This window comes from Psychrobacillus sp. NPDC058041, from assembly GCF_042885655.1.
Lineage (GTDB): Bacteria > Bacillota > Bacilli > Bacillales_A > Planococcaceae > Psychrobacillus.
Window position 1 is genome coordinate 1 of record NZ_JBHVRO010000011.1, and the last position, 18,566, is coordinate 18,566.

The following is an 18,566-nucleotide window of genomic DNA, read 5'->3' on the forward strand; positions in this document are numbered from 1 at the left end:
AGCGCCACATCGTGTGGCAACGCCTTCGTGACCAACATCCTGTTGGCCTCCGACTGGAGTCACCACCTTTCACTACAATCCATTAAGTGAGTAGTGACAAACAAGAAGATTTAGCTCAGCTATCGCTAAGAGGATAGAATTAGTTTAAGTAAAAGTAGTAATCATGCCATCCTGAAATCGTTGTTGAATAAGATGCTATTACTTTTTAAAATTGGTGAAATTTTGTGCATCCGGATAAAATGTAGTTCCTTAACTAATGAACTTGAAAGAATTAAATAATACTGGGGATTTTCGTTTCAGGTGGACGCGTTCCGTGGGGGCGCCGCTTTCGCGTCGTTTGTGATGGCTCATCTGTCTCACATAGGAACAAAGGCTAAGAGCGCCACATCGTGTGGCAACGCCTTCGTGACCAACATCCTGTTGGCCTCCGACTGGAGTCGCCACCTTTCACTACAATTCATTAAGTGAGTAGTGACAAACAAGAAGATTTAGCTCATATATCGCTAAGAGGATAGAATTAGTTTAAGTAAAAGTAGTGATCATGCCATTCTGTAATCGTTGTTGAATAAGAGATGCTATTGCTTTTTAAAACTTTGGTGAAATATTATGTATCCGATAAAATGTAGTTCACTTCTAATATTCATGGGATTTAAATGTTTCCTACGAAGCAATTATAAATCGTCCCATACATACTAGTTGGATAGGAGTTGACGGCGATTTCTGTGGGATAAGTTTGAGAGGAAGGTCCCGCAGGAACGTGAGAGAGGGGATTAAGGCTAAAGATGCTTCTTCCCTGAGGCAAAGCCTTCATGGTTTTGGAGACTGAAGTCATGCACGTAAAAAGCGTCCGTCGTTGCGGAAATCAGGCGACATTCATATGCTATTCTTCATGAAAGGACCGGGCATCTATTTGCCCGGTTTTTAAAAAAAAAATCTTCTTATGGTTTTGGTAAAGTTTTTTCTAATTCTTCGATTGCTTGTTGGATGGAATGGATTTCGGTTTGTAGTTGCTGCTGGATTGGAGCCGTTTCATTTTTCCACTCTGCAATGCTCTTTTTTAAATCATCGATAGCATCTGGGATAACTTCTTTTGACTCCTTATTTAATAGACTAACTGAGTTTTTAAGATTTTGTATTTGTAATTTTACATCTGATAGTTTGTCTTTAAAATCAAGTGAAGTAGATTTTATAGATGATCGAAGCTCTCCACCCGATTGCGGGGTAGAAAGAAGTACAGTAGTTGCCCCTGCGATTGCTCCTGTTGCAATACCTAATAAGAAATGTGTTGCTTTCATTTTATTCACCCCTTGTTTATATGTATTATTCCTTTCCTTGACCTAATTAAAACATAATTTTCTATACAAAAAAAGCTTTCCTTATAAAAGGAAAGCAAGTAATTTTAAGCTGTAATGGCAATTTCGAATTTTGTTCTTTTTATAATCTTTCCGATAATTGGATATATAATAAAGAATGCTACAGCATTGATAGCTATCGCTGGCAAAACTACACCAACTAAAAGCCCAACGAAAGGTATATTTGCTCCGATTAAGAAAATAGCACTTGATAAGAAAACTGTGCCAGAAACTAGAGTACCCACGCATGTTAGAACAACAGCTACCGCTAATTTATTTGCAACATTGTGAAGTAATACTACCAATCCGAAGAAAACGAATGCTGTGACAAATTTATCAATGATATTCGGAACAAATCCACCTGGGAATGTGGAAAACAATCCAGATATAACTCCTGTAGAAACCCCTAGTAAAAAAACACTTTTTACATTTGGAAATAATAAAATCCCTATAAACATCATTGTTAACATAAAGTCTGGTTTCATCCCACCATTAAATCCTGGGATAACAATATAAAGTACTGCTCCGACACCAATTAATAATGACATTAAAACTAAATTTTTTGTATTCAATTCTCATCTCTCCTCAGCTTTTCTAAGCTATAGTTTGTAAGATTCCTCTAATGTATCCTCTTGATCATTAGCAAGAAACTTAATTAGATTGTAAGTCTTTTTAAATTTATTTGCAACCTGTTAATTATTTAACTTTTCGAACAATTCGCCTGCTAAATTTTGAATAAATTCAGAAGTCATAGTTTTTTCTTTTGTATTCCACGTAGCACGGAAGCCATCTGTTTGATCATATCGAGGAATAAAGTGTAAATGAAAATGGAAGACACTTTGCCCAGCAGCAGCTCCATTATTATTTAAAAGGTTCATTCCAACGGGTCCATATGCTTCTTTCAATGCCGAAGCAATTTTAGGAACAACTTTAAATAAATTACTTGCCTCTTCTTCTGATAAATCATAAACGTTTTCTTTATGATTTTTTGGAATCACAAGTGCATGCCCTTTTGTAAGAGGCATTATATCCATAAAAGCATAAACATGCTCATCCTCATAAATTTTAGCGCTTGGAATCGAGCCGTCAATTATTTTGCAAAAAATACATTCACTCATGTAAAAACCTCCTATTCATTGTTACGAAAAGTTTAACATATAATAGGACAGGTTTGTTTATTAGAAGGTACTTAAAATTATTACTTCAAGTTATAGGGTTTAGTGCGGTGGCAATTTGCTTGCGATGAGCTTAAGCAGGGGAGATTAAACGTTGAAACGGCTCCCTATCCGCGGTCGTTGCTTCAGCTACCGCTATTCCCGCAGGAGTGTCGCCTTTTTCAACGATTTTCTAGAATTTAAAAGTATAGTGTAGAAATGTTAAAGCTTCCACTCTATTTCTAGGAGCGCTTTGAAAAAGTCTATACGATTTAGTATCAAATTACTGTGTCTATAAGTTATGTATTTAGGACGGCGGCAATTTTTTTTGCGACGAGCTTGCGCAGGAGCATGAGACTCGTCGCTCGCCACTCGGAAAGCGAATGCCAGAGCGCTAATCTTAACAGTAAATATCTAATGGAAAATTTGCTAGAATAATACTTAGTGCCATCGTTTAATGAAAGAAGATTTTTCCTACTAGCTTTGGTAAACTATCAATTAGAGATGAGGTGCAGATATGACAGTATTGGAAGTAAATAATGTCACAGGAGGCTATACAAAAAAGCCTGTTTTACATGATCTAAATTTTTCGATAGGGAAAGGTGAATTAGTTGGTTTAATTGGATTGAACGGTGCAGGAAAGAGTACAACGATTAAGCATATTATCGGTACAATGAATGCCACACATGGAGAAATTCGATTAGAAGGAAAAACTATGAAAGAAGATCCAGCAATATATCGTTCTTCTTTTTCATACATTCCAGAAACTCCCGTCTTATATGATGAACTAACGTTAATGGAACATCTGAAACTAACAGCTATGGCATACAACATAGATTCATCTGTATTTGAAGCGCGGAAAGATGCACTTCTAAAAGAGTTTCGAATGGAAAAGAGATTGAACTGGTTTCCAGCGCATTTTTCTAAAGGAATGCGGCAAAAAGTAATGATTATGTGTGCTTTTTTAGTAAGTCCTTCTTTATATATTATAGACGAGCCATTTGTTGGTTTAGATCCTCTAGGGATTCAATCACTACTTGATCAAATGAAAGCGAGAAAAGAAGAAGGGGCCTCAGTCCTTATGTCGACCCATATTTTATCCACAGCAGAAAAATATTGTGATCGAATCTTACTTTTACACAATGGGAAAATTAGAGCGCAAGGAACAATGAATGATTTGCGAGCAGTTTTTAATATGCCACATGCAACGCTAGATGATTTATATATCGAAATGACGAAGGAACAACAAGATGAAAAATTTGCGTGAAGTATGGAATAAACGTTTCGTATTTTATATAAATGAATTACAAAAATACTTAAAGTATATTGTTTCTGGTCATATTGCGATTGTGCTAGTTTTCGCAATTGGAGCAGCAGGATATGCTTACAGTGAATGGCTAAAAACTGCGCCAACTGATTTTCCTTCATTTTTACTTGTTGCTTTCTTATTAAGTCTATTTCTCATAATAAGCCCTCCTGTTTCGCTAATGAAACATGCAGATGGAGTCTATTTTTTACCTTTAGAAACAAAGCTGAAAGAATATTTTAAGCTAGCATTAAGATGGACTTACTTTTCGAGTGTCTTTGTTTCACTAGCGGTTTTTGTTGTTTCTATTCCACTACTTACCAAAATAGGTGGTATGGCAAAAAATGAGGTTTTTATTCTCTTTTTCGTTGTTCTAGTACTAAAAGGTTGGAACATGTTTGTGGAATTCAATTATCGTTGGGCAGCTAATGGAAAATATGTGTGGATGGATCGATTTGTCCGGTTTCTATTATTATTCTCCGCGTTATATTTCCTAATGAGTGGTTATTTAATAATTGCGATAGGAATAGCGATTATTGGAATAATTTATCTTGTTGTTTGGCAAAAGAAAAAGAAAGATATACCTTTTCCATTCGATCATTTCATTGAAGTGGAACAATCACGTATGATGCGTTTTTATCGATTTGCGAACTATTTCACGGATGTTCCGCATATTAAAGGTAAAAAAAGAAGAAGAAGATGGTTAGATGCTTTTTATAAATTTGCACCATACGCGCAACATAACGCACAATTTTATCTAGTGTTACGTACATTTGTACGAACAGATGATTATTTTTATTTATGGGTTAGATTAACTTTTTTATCGACTTTAGGAGCTATATTCATACCGTTTCCAATCGTAGCATTAATTTTTACAGGTGCACTTGGCTTTGCGACAGTTATACAGTTAAAGCATTCATTACTATCCGGTCATGAATTCCGTATGGATTTGTTATTTCCAATTGATTCGAATGCTAGAAAGCTAGCTGTAAATAAATTACTTCGTATGATTCAATTCGTACAAGCTTTATTTGTTTTACTTGGAATAACCGTCCAAGGTAATTTTGCTTTATCGTGGATGATAATACCGGTTATCGTGTTTGTCATATCCGAACTAACACTTCGCATGAGTAAAAAATAGACGAAATTCTGAACTTCAATCTAAGTGGTTCTCTTGTGGAGTACCCACATAGGAAAAAGTTGATATAAAAACAAGCATAAAAGTAGTGGATTTCGCAGCTGAAATCCACTACTTTTAGTATTTTTTCGAGGAAACATATGGTGCAATTACTAGAGGTGCTTATTCAACTTATCTAGCAGTTTTGTTGAAGAAATTTAAATTAAAAAACCACCAATTAATGGTGGTTAAATTGTCCAATCACAAGCAATATCTTGTTTCTACATTGAGCTGTTTGGACAGCTCTTTTTTCTTATTCAACTAAAGTAGGAGGATAGTTTAAGATCAGCTATTTGACTAATGGTCTATTTGTTCGAAAAACGTATTATATTAAGTATAAAACGAATTTGAGGTGGATAAATGAAAGCAATTGTGTACACAAGGTACGGTCCCCCAGATGTTCTTGAACTAAAACAGTTAGAAAAACCTATTCCGAAAGAAAATGAAATCTTAGTTAAAGTGAAAGCAACAACCGTAACAGTAGCAGACATTAGGACACGAAGTTTTACAGTTCCTCCTGCTTTCTGGCTGCCTGCACGTATAACACTTGGTTTAAGACGACCAAAAAAAGAAATCTTAGGAATGGAATTAGCTGGAGAAGTGGAATTGGTCGGAAAAAGTGTAAAAAAGTTTAATCCAGGGGACCAAATTTTTGCGTCATCCTTGGCTGGGTTTGGTGCTTATGCCGAATATAAGTGTTTGGAGGAAGATGGTCCTGTAGCTATTAAGCCTTGCAATATAACTTATGGAGAAGCTGCTGCCATTCCTATTGGAGCTCGCACAGCATTGTATTTTCTTAGAAAAGCAGGTATAAAGAGCGGTCAATCAATTTTAGTGTATGGTGCTTCAGGAAGTGTAGGAAGTTATGCAGTTCAGATTGCCAAACATTTCGGAGCAAACGTTACAGGGGTATGTAGTTACAATAATTTGGAATTAGTTAAATCTCTTGGAGCAGACAAAGTAATTGATTATACAGCTGAGGATTTTTCGAGTACAGATGAAACATATGATATCATCTTTGAAGCGGTAAACAAGAGTTCCTTTTCAGCTTGTATGAAATTGTTAAAGAACAACGGTACCTATATAAATGTTACTGAACCGCTACCAAGTGTACAAATGCTATGGACTAAATTGACGAGTAGCAAGAAACTATTATTGAGCCGAAATTCACCTGAAACTTCAGAAGCATTAAACTTCCTTAAAGAACTTGTTGAGATGGGGAAGATAAGAGCGGTCATTGACAGATATTATTCGTTTGATGAGATTGTGGAGGCTCATAGATATGTAGAGAAAGGACACAAGAGGGGAAATGTTGTTATAAATGTTGAACATAACAACAAATCCTAATTAATGAAGCAACCCCAAGTTGAATAAAATGGTAGTGTAAATGACCAAATAAGAGGATTTATACTTAAGCTAACTGGGCTTTAGTTGAATAAAAAAAACAGTGGCAAATTGGATTATTTGCCACTGTTTTGTATTGCATCTAAATTATATCGCTTGCACTAAATTTTATTGTGTTTGATATTTGATAGCTGCACATCCTAATGTTTTTGCTGCAATTAGCATTGCTCGCTCATCAAAATCGAATTTTGGACTATGATGAGGGAAAACCTCTCCTTGTGGCATAGCACCTGTGAAGAAAAAGGTTCCAGGAACTTTTTCCATGTAATAGCCAAAATCTTCACCAATCATGTGTAGAATGGATTCTTCTACCTTTTCAACACCTGGCACTTCATTTGCAACCTTCTCTAAAAACTCTGTTTCTGCTAGATGATTAATGACAGGTGGGTATCCTCTGTCGTAAGAAAAAGAATAGGTACAATCAGCTGAGATACAAGTGCCCTTAATAACTCTTTCTAATTCATGCTCCATCAAATCACGAACTTCTGGATTAAAAGTACGCACCGTTCCCGAAAGTTTTGCAGAATCTGCAATTATATTAAAAGCATTTTCAGCTACAAATGAACCAACTGAAAGAACTGCGGCTTCTGTTGGATTGACTCTTCTTGAAACTAATTGTTGTAAGTTTACAACTAACTGGGAAGCGACTACGATTGCATCCTTAGATTGATGGGGATTAGCTCCATGCCCACCTCTACCTTGAATGGTTATTTCAAATCGATCAGCAGCTGCCATAATAGGACCGGATTTATATTCAATCGTGCCAAGAGGAGTTAACGACCACAAATGTGTACCGAAAATAACATCTACACCTTCTAAACATCCTTCATCGATCATTGGTTTCGCTCCACCAGGTGCATATTCCTCTGCATGTTGATGAATAAACACGTATTCTCCTACTAATTGATCTTTTATTTCATTTAATGTGCGTGCAAGAATGAGAAGAGAAGCGGTATGTCCATCATGTCCGCAAGCATGCATCACACCGTCAATCGTAGATTTGTAGTCTACTTCTTTTTCATCTTGGATTGGTAGAGCATCAAAATCGGCACGAATAGCTACAGTTTTACCAGGTGATGCCCCTTTAATTCTTGCAACAACGCCATTTCCCCCAACATTTGCTTGAAAAGAAATTCCTAAATCCCTATAAAAGTCTTGAATGTACTTTGCTGTTTTCGTTTCTTGAAATGATACCTCTGGGTGCATATGTAAATAACGACGAATTGTAACCATGTCTCCGAAAGACTTCTCCAGCTTTTCTATTAACGCTACTGTCATACGTTTTACCCTCCGTTTTTACTTTTAATAAGATTATAGCAGAAAAAACCATTTATTTAGGCGTCCTTAATTGAAGACAAAAGCTTTTCTGAATAATACTTAACGAAATTTCACGTTAACTATTGTAATCAAGTAAGCAAAACCTCTTAAAATTAGGCTAGTCCGCGAAAACAAATGCCAAAGCGCGCTAAATCCTAGAAGTAAATAATAAAAAAAACAGTAAGCGAACTCTTCTTCGGGTTCGTTTACTGTCTAGGAAGTCTTTTATTTAGTCTTCATCTGTCGTTGACCTATAAGTTGAAATATAAGGTGCGCTCGTAAAAATATGTTGTTTATCAGCGACATGATCAAAATTCAGTGAAATCGATTTCTCCCATACGTCGAAACTGTTAGGACCTGACCACTCTGTTAAAATAATATACGTATCGGTCTGTAAAGGTTTAAGTACACGAAGTGCAATAAAACCTGGTTCTTTTTCCACTGTGCTCGTTAATTTGGTATACTGGAATTCGAATATAGGGCGGCCTTCATCCGAAACAGGAATATGTTGCAATACGAAATAACCTTTTCCGGTAAAGTTACCGTAAGATTCAAGTACTTCGTATTTCATAGGAGCCTGGAAAATAGATTTGCCAGTTGTTTCGTGGATAAGAAAGGAGTTCCCTACTCCATGTAGAAGAAATAGTTCTTCATTTGAGTATTTCTTTTTAATTGTTTCCATAAATTCTGGAGTTCCCGATGTCATATACAAGTTCATTAAAATTCCTCCAATCATAATTGATATTACTTTTCCCATTAAAGTCAATTTAAAAACTCAGTGTCTGAAGAAAGACTGGAAATACAGGACAAATTTATGACAATTACACTATATTTATATACAATTAGTTAGAGAACGTCTATAGTGAAAACGTATATTCAAACATAGAACGGTTATATAGAAGAAAGGCAGGAAAAGAAAATGACAACTTTTAATGATACATTACTACGTGCAGCTCGTGGAGAAGCCGTAGATCACACGCCAGTATGGTACATGAGGCAAGCAGGACGTTCACAACCGGAGTATAGAAAAATAAAAGAAAAATACTCGTTAGAACAAATTACCCATGAGCCAGAATTATGTGCTTATGTGACACGTCTTCCAGTTGAGAATTACAATGTAGATGCCGCAATATTGTATAAAGATATCGTAACACCTTTACCAGGTATTGGGGTAGATGTAAAAATAAAAGCGGGTGTTGGCCCAGTCATTTCGAATCCAATTCGTACTGTACAAGATGTCTACAATTTAGGCGATTTATCACCAGAAGATGATGTACCTTTTGTGTTAGAAACGATCAAATTGCTAACAACCGAACAATTAAATGTTCCATTAATCGGATTTGCAGGGGCTCCGTTTACGCTCTCCAGTTATATGATTGAAGGCGGACCATCTAGAAGTTATAACAAAACAAAAGCTTTTATGGTATCAGAGCCTCAAGCGTGGTTTGCACTAATGGATAAGCTTGCTGATATGATAATTGTATATATTAAAGCACAAGTGAAGGCAGGAGCGAAAGCAATTCAAATTTTTGATTCATGGGTTGGAGCTTTAAATGTAGAGGATTATCGTATTTTTATTAAACCAGTAATGACACGAATTTTCACGGAACTTCGTGAATTAGGTGTCCCACTTATTACATTTGGGGTAGGAGCGAGCCATCTAGCAATGGAATGGAATGATCTACCAGTAGATGTAGTTGGTCTTGATTGGCGCTTATCGATTGAAGAAGCTCGTGCAAAAGGTATTACGAAAACACTTCAAGGAAATCTTGATCCATCGTATTTAATCGGGGACTGGGCTGAAGTAGAGAAACGTGCCAAAGTTATTGTGGAACAAGGGGTAGCACAGCCAGGACATATCTTTAATATTGGACATGGCGTTTTCCCAGAAGTAAATCCAGATACATTAAAACGTTTAACAGCATTTGTACATGACTACAGTAGAGAACTAATTGCTGCTAAAAATAACTAAACTTTTTGAGGAGACTATTATGAAAAAAACAATGGGATTATTAGTAATGGCGTACGGAACTCCATACTCAGAAGCAGATATTGAACGTTACTACACACATATTCGTCACGGACGTAAACCAAGTGATGAACAATTAGCGGACTTAACAGGTCGATACCAAGCAATAGGTGGTATTTCTCCACTTGCTAAAATTACTGAAAATCAAGCAAAAGGTCTTTGCAATCGATTGAATGAAGTGCAAGATGAAATCGAATTTAAGCTATATATTGGGTTAAAACATATCGAACCTTACTTAGAAGATGCAGTTGCTGCAATGCATAAAGACGGTATTACAGAAGCCGTTTCTATGGTATTAGCACCTCATTTCTCTACCTTCTCGATTAAATCATATAATGGTCGAATTAAGGAGGAAGCGGAAAAGCTAGGTAATTTAACAATTACTTCAGTAGAAAGTTGGTATGATGAGCCTAAATTCATTCAATATTGGACAGAAAAAGTACAAGCTGCATTCGCAGCAATGTCCGAAGAACAACGTGAAAAAGCATGTTTAATTGTTTCTGCTCACTCACTTCCTGAAAAAATTAAAGAATTGGGAGATCCTTACCCAGACCAATTAAAAGAAACTGCAGATCTAATTGCTAAAGAAGCAGGCGTAAAAAATTATGCAGTTGGCTGGCAAAGTGCAGGACAAACTCCAGAGCCTTGGATCGGTCCCGATGTGCAAGATTTAACAAAAGAATTACATGAAGAAAAAGGATTTAATACATTTGTCTATACACCAGTTGGATTCGTAGCAGAACATCTAGAAGTACTGTACGATAACGATTACGAATGTAAAGTTGTCTGTGATGAAATTGGTGCAGCATATATTCGTCCAGCAATGCCAAATGATCAACCTCTCTTTATCGATGCAATGGCAGATGTTGTATTAAAGCATATTCGTGCATAAATAGAAATAGAAAGCCTCTAGCGTTTATTCGCTAGAGGCTTTTAGCTTCAAGAATCTAGGAATCTCGGAGTATCTCAGAAAATCTCAGAGTATCTCAGAAAATCCCGGAGTATCTCAGAAAATCTCAGAGTATCTCAGAAAATCCTAGAGTATCTCATTAAACCTCAATATTCTTTTGATAGACACTTTTCCTAGCAAAGTTTAGTCTACTTAAATTGCTTTTTTTTAGCATATAATATGCTTCGTGCGTTGAGGATAAGTGAAAAAAGTCCTTACATTCGGCAGTAGTAATGGTATCTTTAACTAAGAAGAAGTAGTCGTCGATATTATGGTCTATCGGATTTCTGTCAATTAATTCACATTTTGTGCACTTCCATGTTTTATTTGATATTTTCTTTAAAATGTTTCCGCAAACTTTACATAGTAATCCTTTGATAAGCGAATCCGGAGAAATTCTCCATCTGTCGCAAAGCGGTTTTCGTTGGACTACATGTTGCGTGGATTGAATTCTCCTAATTAGTTCATTAAATTGTGAAGTGTTTATTCGATCTTCTTTTTGATTTAAGTCTTGGATAAAAGAGGGTAGGTTTTTTCTAAAGAAGATAGGCTCGTCCATTGGAATGTTTTCTAATATTACTCGATTTGAAGAAAAAACGATTGCTTTGAAAATAGGTAGAGGTAGTTTCATTTGTTCGAGAGCTTGTATATGCCGATTGATTTGCGCAATTGGGCATTCAAAAGGAGTCTTTACGCCATCGAGCGTGCGTATTGTTTGTCCACTATGCTTTTGGAAAGTCATGGTTCCAACTATATTTTTCACTTCAATAACTAGCAGATACTTTTTAGTAATAATTAGAGTATCCATCTGAATGATGAGATGATCATGAATTTTCAAATGGACATCTGTTAAGGTACAACAGTGGGGAGGAAATTTTACTTCTAACAAAGTATTATCCACTAATTTTTCACCAAAATAGCCTGCCTCTATTTGATAAAACTTTTTTTCAAAATCTTTTTTACTAGGGTGTGTGGGCTCCAGTCGCATAAGAAGTCGACTTAACTCTATATAAGATTGAGGAAAAAAACGAGATATAATTGATATCACCACCTTTCCATTATCATAACAAGAGAGTTAATTATCTCCAAATCGAGACAATTTCATTTTGAATAGATTTTCCAAACATATTCATTTGCATTTCAAACTTTTTTCACATATTTTCGATAGACTAGAAGAAAAGGAGGCGAATTTTTGAGAAAAATACTGGGCTTTTTATTTTTATGTGGAATTCTTGTGGCATGTTCAGATTCCACACTTCCATCCATTAATTCGTCTACTGATTTTGTTGCAAGTTTAAACACAACAGAGCATTCCATTGATTTTATTTCAAAAGAACAAGAAGTGTTCAAAAGTTGGAAATTGGATGAGGCTTACACTGGCTTTACCCTTGTTTCAAAAGACTATATTCTCCTGTACGGCTATTCACTTAATAAAGCAGTGCTGATCCAACTTTCTACTGGGAAAATTGTAGAAACGTATGCTGTTCATGAAGGAACCTCAAATGCCTATGCAGTTGGAGACACCATTTATGTAGCCAATGGAAAAGAAAACACGGTAACTTTATTCGACTTAAATGGAAAAGAACTAGCGAAAGCTGAAACAGGTAGATACCCTATGTCGATGATCGCGGATGAGAAGTACTTGTATGTAGTTAATTTCAAGGATACTTTCTTGTCGGTTTTTACTATAAAAGATTTACAACTTGTTAAAACATGGGACATTCCAAACTCTTCTCATGGACTCTATTTGAATGGCGATGAGCTTTGGATAGGTGGACATGGAGCGGGAAGTCAGCCAAACAAAGGAATTCGCAAATACAATTTACAAAGTGGACAGTTACAAGGGGAAATGGAAGCTCCAATGATGCCTATTGGGTTTGCACAAACTTCTAATGGACATATTTATGTTGTTAGTCACGGAAATAGTAGTGTTCGAGAATTTACTAAAGACGGCGAGCTAGTTTCTTCTAATATAGTAGGAGCGAATCCCTTTTCTATTAATACTTTTGGTGATACGGTAGTTATTGCTGGGTATGATGATCACGAAGTATACTTTTTACGAAATGGAAAGATAATAAATAAGGTTCAAGTAGGAAAAGGCCCATTTCAGCTCATAACGAGGGAGGTAAGCAAATGACAACTATTTTAGTCGTAGATGATGAACAGGACATGCGCAGACTAATTGAGATGCATTTGCACCAAGCTGGATTTCAAGTAATTCAGGCTGGGAATGGAAATGAAGCAATTGACATTCTCCAAAGTAGAATAATAGATCTTGTGCTTTTAGATGTTATGATGCCTGAAAAAGATGGTTTTACCGTATGTAAGGAGATTCGTCAATTTTCAAAGATTCCAATTATTTTCTTAACAGCTCTCGATGCAAAAAAAGATTTGGTAAAAGGGCTTCAGCTGGGTGGGGATGATTACATTGTAAAACCATTCACTGCAGTAGAACTGACCGCAAGAATTAGTTCTCTTTTGAGAAGAACGGGATTTACAATGAATAGTAGCACGATAACTAAAGGACTACTAGTAAATGATACTTTGTCGAGACAAATAAAATTAGAAAATAAAAAGATTATCCTTACTCTAAAGGAATATGAACTTATTCGCCTCTTTATGGAGAATGAGGGAAAGGTCTTTTCACGGGAGCAGCTATTAGAACTTCTTTGGGGACTAAGTTATGAAGGTGGCACTAGAACAGTTGATACACATATTAAAACATTGCGTTTGAAACTCGGAGAAGTTGCTGGGAAATACATTGAAACAGTATGGGGAATAGGATACCGTTTTGAGGTAACAGAATGAAAAAGTTATCCTTTAAAATTTGGATGCTCTTACTTGCCTTTATTTCTATTACCATTGTTTTTTTAGTATTATTCACAAATTTCCTATATGAAGAACTTTACGTGCAACATACCGAAACGGCTATGAAAGAAGTTGCAGAAAATATCCAACATACATATCATGGTGGGGTTGTAACAGACGATTTTATTAAACAAACGGAGGACTATAATCGTTTTTCCGATATAGAAGTGTTTACTGTTCGAAACCCAAGGGAATTAAGTGCATGTATCCCTTTCGATATTGATTATGATAGTTTAATCGGAGCGGATGAACGTGCAGAGTTAATTGCGGGAAACCCTGTTTCAAAGCGAGGATTTGAGAGTCGATTTAATCGAGAAGTAGTATCGGTTATTTATCCACTTGTTGATGAAAATCGATTAGAAGGAATCATTTATTTGTATGTACCATTAACAAAAATAACAGAGCTCGCATCCAATGATGTCCTCTACTTATTAATATTCGTCTCATTCTTATTAATAGGAATGGCGTTCATTAGTTTAAAAAGCTTACAAAGAGTTCTGAATCCTTTAGAAAAACTAAAGCAAGCATCTATATCGATGGCGGCAGGAAATTACGAGACACGAGTAGATGTAAAATCCCAAGATGAAGTGGGCGAACTTGCAAGAACGTTTAACCAAATGGCCGCTTCAATTCAAGAAGAGGATGAAAAAAAGCGAGACTTTCTTTCTATCGTTTCACATGAATTAAGAACGCCTATTAGTTATATTAAAGGGTATAGTGAAGCATTTGCTCAAAAATTAGTCACCGAGGAACAAAAGGAAGAAATCTTACATCTCATTGTTCGAGAAGCAAACCGTATGCAGAAGCTGACTAATGATTTGCTAACTGTTTCAAGAGCTGAAAATTTAGAGGTTGTGGAGAAATCTCCTCTTATCATAGCGGAAACTATTCGTGAAGTAATTCACCTCATACAATCGAATATAGATGCCAAGAAATTAAAATTATCAGTGGATATAGATGAAGAACTAATATTAGTTGCAGATGAACAAATGACGAAACAAATCCTCATAAATATATTGGAAAACGCAATTCGGTATTCACCAGAGGGGTCAACTATATATATTTTAAATAACCATAATACTATCCAGGTAATAGATGAAGGATGCGGAATTGAAAAAGAGCATCTAACTCATATTACCGATCGTTTTTACAGAGTAAATAAAGCTAGAAGTCGTTTCGATGGAGGAACTGGATTGGGACTATCTATTGCTTTGCAATTAGTTACCAGTCAAAATGGAACACTCAATTTTACAAGCGAAGTAGGAAAAGGGACGACAGTACACATTACATTACCAATTTGGGAGGATTAACTCATATGAAAAAAATATTAACGGTATTAGCTTTAACGACACTCACTTTAGCAGGGTGCGGCGGTAAAGAAGCAACAACACATGACTCTCACTCACATAATGAAGGAACGCTTGAAGAAGTAGTAGTAAATATTCAGACTCCAGAGGCACTACCAGTAGGTGAAAAAGTTGCATTATCTGCAAAAGTTACCCAAGGAGATAAAACGGTGGATGATGCAGATAAAGTAGAATTTGAAGTCTGGGAATCTGGAATGCGTGAACATGGTACGATGCTAGAGGGCAAATTAACGAAAGATGGAGTATACGAAGCAAAATATACTTTTGATCATGATGGTATTTACTATATGTTTGCCCATACGAACGCGCGCGGCCTACATGTGATGCCAAAACAAGAACTAAAAGTCGGCAATCCCGATATGAGCAAAGTAATTCCAGACGATAGTGATAATTCAATGAGCCATAACGATCACAAATAAATACTTGCACAAAAAATAAAATAAGCGTATTATAATGACTAGATGACCAAAATGGTTTTCTGGTCATTTTTTATTTTAGGAGATGAGTAATGGTGGACCGTAGACAAGAAATAATTCTAGCTGCTACAAAATCCTTTTCTCTATTTGGTTTCAAAGCAACTACCATGGACCAAATTGCTAAAATTGCTAATGTAGGAAAAGGTACTATTTATACTTTTTTTGAAAATAAAGATATCCTTTTTCAAGAAATTGTACTTCGGATGATAAATGAAATGAAAACGGAAGCACAAAATGTCTTGAAAGAAGAAGCCTCGTTTCAAGAAAATGCTCATCGTGCACTAATGAAGATGTTGGAATTCCGTGAAACACATCAGCTATTTGCTAAAATTATTGCTGAAGAGAAGGAGTTGCGAACTCCCGCAGTACAGCAAGTTTTAATACAAATTGAACAAGAGATAGTTTCATTCATTCAAACGAAAATGGAAAAGGCAATTGTAAAAGGTGAAATTAGTAATGTGAATAGTGAACTTGTTGCTTATCTATTATTTAAAGCTTACTTAGCATTTATTGTAGATTGGGATTTGACACATAAAGAACCACTCTCTGAAGAGTGTATTGCTACCTTGTTTCAGGATACTATTTTTCGTAGTCTCTTAATTTGAGACTTCTTTTTTTGAACATAAATGACCAAATGAGTAAAATAGTCATTCGGTATTAGGGGGATTTAAAATGATTAAATCAGAATGGAAAAGTATATTTAAAGATAAAAAAATGTTGATTTCTATTATTGCTGTTTTATTTATTCCGGTTTTGTATGCAGTAGTGTATTTATGGGCTTTTTGGGATCCATATTCAAACTTAAATAATTTACCAGTAGCTATTGTCAATTCCGATAAAGGTGCTGATTTCGATGGTAAACAGCTTGTTCTTGGAAAGGAATTGACCGATAAGTTAGAGGAAAGTGACCAATTCCATTTTGTTTCAATGAATAAAGAAGAAGCAGAACAAGGTTTATTAAATCGAGATTATTATTTATTAATTGAAATACCGGAAAATTTTTCTCAGCATGCAACTACTTTATTGGATGATCATCCCCAAAAAATGGTGATAACATATAAGCCAAATGAAGGGTACAACTTCCTTTCCTCTCAAATTGGAACAACAGCGATGGAACGAATTCGTGCACAAGTGAATGAAGAAGTTACTACTACTTATGCGGAGCAACTTTTTGATTCGATTTCAAAACTAGGGAACGGTTTTGCAGATGCATCAAATGGTGCAGGGAAATTAAAAGATGGAGCATCTGAAGTCAATAATGGTGCAAGTGATCTAAAAGGATATTTAGAGCAATTGGCGAGTAGCACGATTGAGCTTCGTGAGGGAACAGGAAAAGTTACGACAGGTATACAAACAGCAGTAACTGGTTCGACCCAATTAAACGATGGTCTTTCTAAATTATCTAATGGTTCGACGCAATTAACTGAAGGTGCAAGCCAAACAGCAACGGGAGCTGAATCATTAAAAACTGGTATTTCCCAGTATACTGCGAGTGTTGCAAAATTGAATGAAAGCTATCAATTGCTTAGTGAAAAAGACAAAGCATTGATTGATTCATTAGCGCAATTACAAACTAGTTCAACTACATTAAAGAGCAGTGCAGAGCAACTGACGAAAGGTTCTTCCCAAGTAACATCCGGTATTCAAGCACTATCTAAACAAATTGCAGAATTAAGCACAACACTTCCAGCAGAACAAGCTGCTGCTTTAACGGAAACATTGAAGCAACTGGAGAATGGAAGTACAACTGTAACGGCGGGCTTAGAGAAACTAACAGATGGAACAACGGCGTTATCAAGTGGTACAGCTCAAGTACGTAGTGGAGCAGAACAATTAAGTGATGGATATAAACAAGCTAGTCAAGGCGTTGCAAAGTTAAATGAATCATCTGCTTCATTGGTAGAAGGCTCTGCTAATTTAGCAACAGGTACAAATACGCTTGCTGAAAAAATGAAAGAGTTAAACATGGGAATTGAGCAAGCATATGCGGGTTCAAATAGCTTAGTTAGTGGTTTAAATCAGTTGAAATCAGGTTCATCTCAATTACAACAAGGTACAGGAACGCTAGCTGAAAAATCTGGAGAACTTGCAGATGGATCTACAAAATTAGCGGATGGAACGAAAGCATTAGTAGATGGTACAAATACATTGCAATCGAGTTTACAAGATGCAAGTAGCGAAGCTGGAGAAGTAAGTGCGAATAACTCAACTTATGACATGGTAGCCTCTCCGGTAGATGTGAAGAAGGAAGAAATAAATGCCGTACCAAACTATGGAACAGGTCTAACCCCTTATTTCTTATCGCTCGGTTTATTTGTAGGGGCATTAATCATTTCCGTCGTATTCCCATTAGTACAAACAGCTGTTAAGCCAACTAGTGGAGCAAAATGGTTTGCAAGTAAAACAACAGTCCTTGCAGTTGTAGGTGTTTTACAATCTTTAATTGTAGTTGCTATTGCATTATTTGTACTTAAATTAGAAACACAAAGCGTTGGCATGCTCATCCTTACTGCGATTATTACAAGCTTTACGTACTTAGCAATCGTACAGCTATTAGTATCGGTTTTAGATAATCCAGGAAGATTTGTTGCTATTCTCATATTAATACTACAACTATCAACAAGTGCTGGAACATTTCCTTTAGAATTGATTCCACACCAATTACAAGTTTTTAATAAGTTATTACCGATGGCTTATTCAATTCAAAGTTTTAGAGCAGCGATATCAACAGGAGATACAAGCTTTTATTGGCATAACAATAGTGTATTAATAGGATTTATGATCGTGTGTTTAGCATTAACATTTGGGTACTTTATGTTATTGTTTAAAAAACGTTATTCTAAGCAATCGACAGAAGCTTAAATATTTAGAACGCCTATCTCATGAAAGGATGAGATAGGCGTTTTTAATTATGGTTATGTAAAAGGAAAAGGTTGAAACGTTCTACCTCGACGGAATCTAACATGCGACAAATGCGCAGGTGATTAATGTCGTCGAAGACTACATTACCTATTGTAACAATATCCTTATTCAAACGAAGTCCATGCTTTTGACAGTAACAATTCCATTCGCCCTAAAAATTAAAAGGTTTATTGCCAACTTAATAGAATTATAGACATAAGGTGTATTTTTACAAATTCACAGTTTAGTAGAAGTTGAGGTTGAAT

The 18,566-nt window shown here is 35.9% G+C and carries 17 protein-coding genes; 11 read left to right on the forward strand and 6 right to left on the reverse strand.

Translation table 11 applies throughout. The features are described 5' to 3' along the window. Positions 1–938: 938 nt before the first annotated feature. From ACFVR1_RS15760 to ACFVR1_RS15770, 3 genes are all read right to left on the reverse strand, one after another. Complete coding sequence (locus ACFVR1_RS15760) at positions 939–1,295, reverse strand: YtxH domain-containing protein (protein WP_387585373.1); 357 nt, start codon at positions 1,293–1,295, stop codon at positions 939–941. A 104-nt stretch (positions 1,296–1,399) separates the two neighbouring features. Next, positions 1,400–1,924 carry a tryptophan transporter gene (locus ACFVR1_RS15765; RefSeq protein WP_387585374.1) on the reverse strand — a complete coding sequence of 175 codons (525 nt, stop codon included), beginning with the start codon at positions 1,922–1,924 and terminating at the stop codon, positions 1,400–1,402. 120 nt (positions 1,925–2,044) lie between these two features. Beyond that, a complete protein-coding gene (locus ACFVR1_RS15770; protein ID WP_387585376.1) occupies positions 2,045–2,470 on the reverse strand; it encodes an HIT family protein in 426 nt (141 codons plus the stop codon). 553 nt (positions 2,471–3,023) lie between these two features. Between ACFVR1_RS15770 and ACFVR1_RS15775 the strand changes: the two genes are divergently transcribed. The 3 genes from ACFVR1_RS15775 to ACFVR1_RS15785 all read left to right on the forward strand — a co-directional run bounded on the left by ACFVR1_RS15775 (position 3,024) and on the right by ACFVR1_RS15785 (position 6,336). Then, positions 3,024–3,773, forward strand: a complete 750-nt coding sequence (locus ACFVR1_RS15775; protein WP_387585377.1) for an ABC transporter ATP-binding protein — start codon at positions 3,024–3,026, stop codon at positions 3,771–3,773. Further along, the gene (locus tag ACFVR1_RS15780; protein WP_387585379.1) at positions 3,757–4,953 is read left to right on the forward strand and encodes an ABC transporter permease; all 1,197 of its coding nucleotides are present in this window, start codon (positions 3,757–3,759) and stop codon (positions 4,951–4,953) included. Before ACFVR1_RS15775 ends, ACFVR1_RS15780 begins: the two co-directional genes overlap by 17 nt. A gap of 396 nt (positions 4,954–5,349) precedes the next feature. Next, complete coding sequence (locus ACFVR1_RS15785; protein ID WP_387585380.1) at positions 5,350–6,336, forward strand: NAD(P)-dependent alcohol dehydrogenase; 987 nt, start codon at positions 5,350–5,352, stop codon at positions 6,334–6,336. 165 nt (positions 6,337–6,501) lie between these two features. Here the strand turns inward: ACFVR1_RS15785 and ACFVR1_RS15790 are convergent, their stop codons facing one another. Both ACFVR1_RS15790 and ACFVR1_RS15795 read right to left on the reverse strand, forming a co-directional pair. Further along, entirely contained in the window at positions 6,502–7,671 is a 1,170-nt protein-coding gene (locus ACFVR1_RS15790) for a M20 metallopeptidase family protein (protein ID WP_387585382.1), read from the reverse strand. 268 nt (positions 7,672–7,939) lie between these two features. Further along, positions 7,940–8,428 carry an antibiotic biosynthesis monooxygenase family protein gene (locus ACFVR1_RS15795; RefSeq protein WP_387585384.1) on the reverse strand — a complete coding sequence of 163 codons (489 nt, stop codon included), beginning with the start codon at positions 8,426–8,428 and terminating at the stop codon, positions 7,940–7,942. 201 nt (positions 8,429–8,629) lie between these two features. On the opposite strand from ACFVR1_RS15795, the gene hemE reads away from it, so the two are divergent. Continuing rightward, positions 8,630–9,682 carry a uroporphyrinogen decarboxylase gene (gene hemE, locus ACFVR1_RS15800; protein ID WP_387585386.1) on the forward strand — a complete coding sequence of 351 codons (1,053 nt, stop codon included), beginning with the start codon at positions 8,630–8,632 and terminating at the stop codon, positions 9,680–9,682. Between the two features lie 16 nt (positions 9,683–9,698). Further along, positions 9,699–10,631, forward strand: coding sequence for a ferrochelatase (gene hemH, locus ACFVR1_RS15805; RefSeq protein WP_387585568.1), 933 nt, complete (start codon positions 9,699–9,701; stop codon positions 10,629–10,631). Between the two features lie 157 nt (positions 10,632–10,788). Here hemH and ACFVR1_RS15810 read toward each other — a convergent pair whose 3' ends face one another. Beyond that, positions 10,789–11,736: a nuclease-related domain-containing protein gene (locus ACFVR1_RS15810; RefSeq protein WP_387585387.1), complete on the reverse strand. Its 948-nt coding sequence runs from the start codon at positions 11,734–11,736 to the stop codon at positions 10,789–10,791. Positions 11,737–11,880: 144 nt separating this feature from the next. Here ACFVR1_RS15810 and ACFVR1_RS15815 point away from each other — a divergent pair, with 144 nt between their 5' ends. The 6 genes from ACFVR1_RS15815 (at position 11,881) to ACFVR1_RS15840 (ending at position 18,261) form a co-directional block, all read left to right on the forward strand. Further along, positions 11,881–12,825, forward strand: a complete 945-nt coding sequence (locus ACFVR1_RS15815) for a YncE family protein (protein ID WP_387585388.1) — start codon at positions 11,881–11,883, stop codon at positions 12,823–12,825. Further along, the gene (locus ACFVR1_RS15820) at positions 12,822–13,496 is read left to right on the forward strand and encodes a response regulator transcription factor (RefSeq protein WP_387585389.1); all 675 of its coding nucleotides are present in this window, start codon (positions 12,822–12,824) and stop codon (positions 13,494–13,496) included. The genes ACFVR1_RS15815 and ACFVR1_RS15820 overlap by 4 nt, the downstream gene beginning before the upstream one ends. Continuing rightward, positions 13,493–14,866: a sensor histidine kinase gene (locus tag ACFVR1_RS15825; protein WP_387585391.1), complete on the forward strand. Its 1,374-nt coding sequence runs from the start codon at positions 13,493–13,495 to the stop codon at positions 14,864–14,866. The genes ACFVR1_RS15820 and ACFVR1_RS15825 overlap by 4 nt, the downstream gene beginning before the upstream one ends. 5 nt (positions 14,867–14,871) lie before the next feature. Then, positions 14,872–15,342, forward strand: a complete 471-nt coding sequence (locus ACFVR1_RS15830; protein ID WP_387585393.1) for a FixH family protein — start codon at positions 14,872–14,874, stop codon at positions 15,340–15,342. Positions 15,343–15,434: 92 nt separating this feature from the next. Further along, positions 15,435–16,004, forward strand: a complete 570-nt coding sequence (locus tag ACFVR1_RS15835; protein WP_387585570.1) for a TetR/AcrR family transcriptional regulator — start codon at positions 15,435–15,437, stop codon at positions 16,002–16,004. Positions 16,005–16,071: 67 nt separating this feature from the next. Further along, a complete protein-coding gene (locus ACFVR1_RS15840; RefSeq protein WP_387585395.1) occupies positions 16,072–18,261 on the forward strand; it encodes a YhgE/Pip family protein in 2,190 nt (729 codons plus the stop codon). Positions 18,262–18,566: the final 305 nt, after the last annotated feature.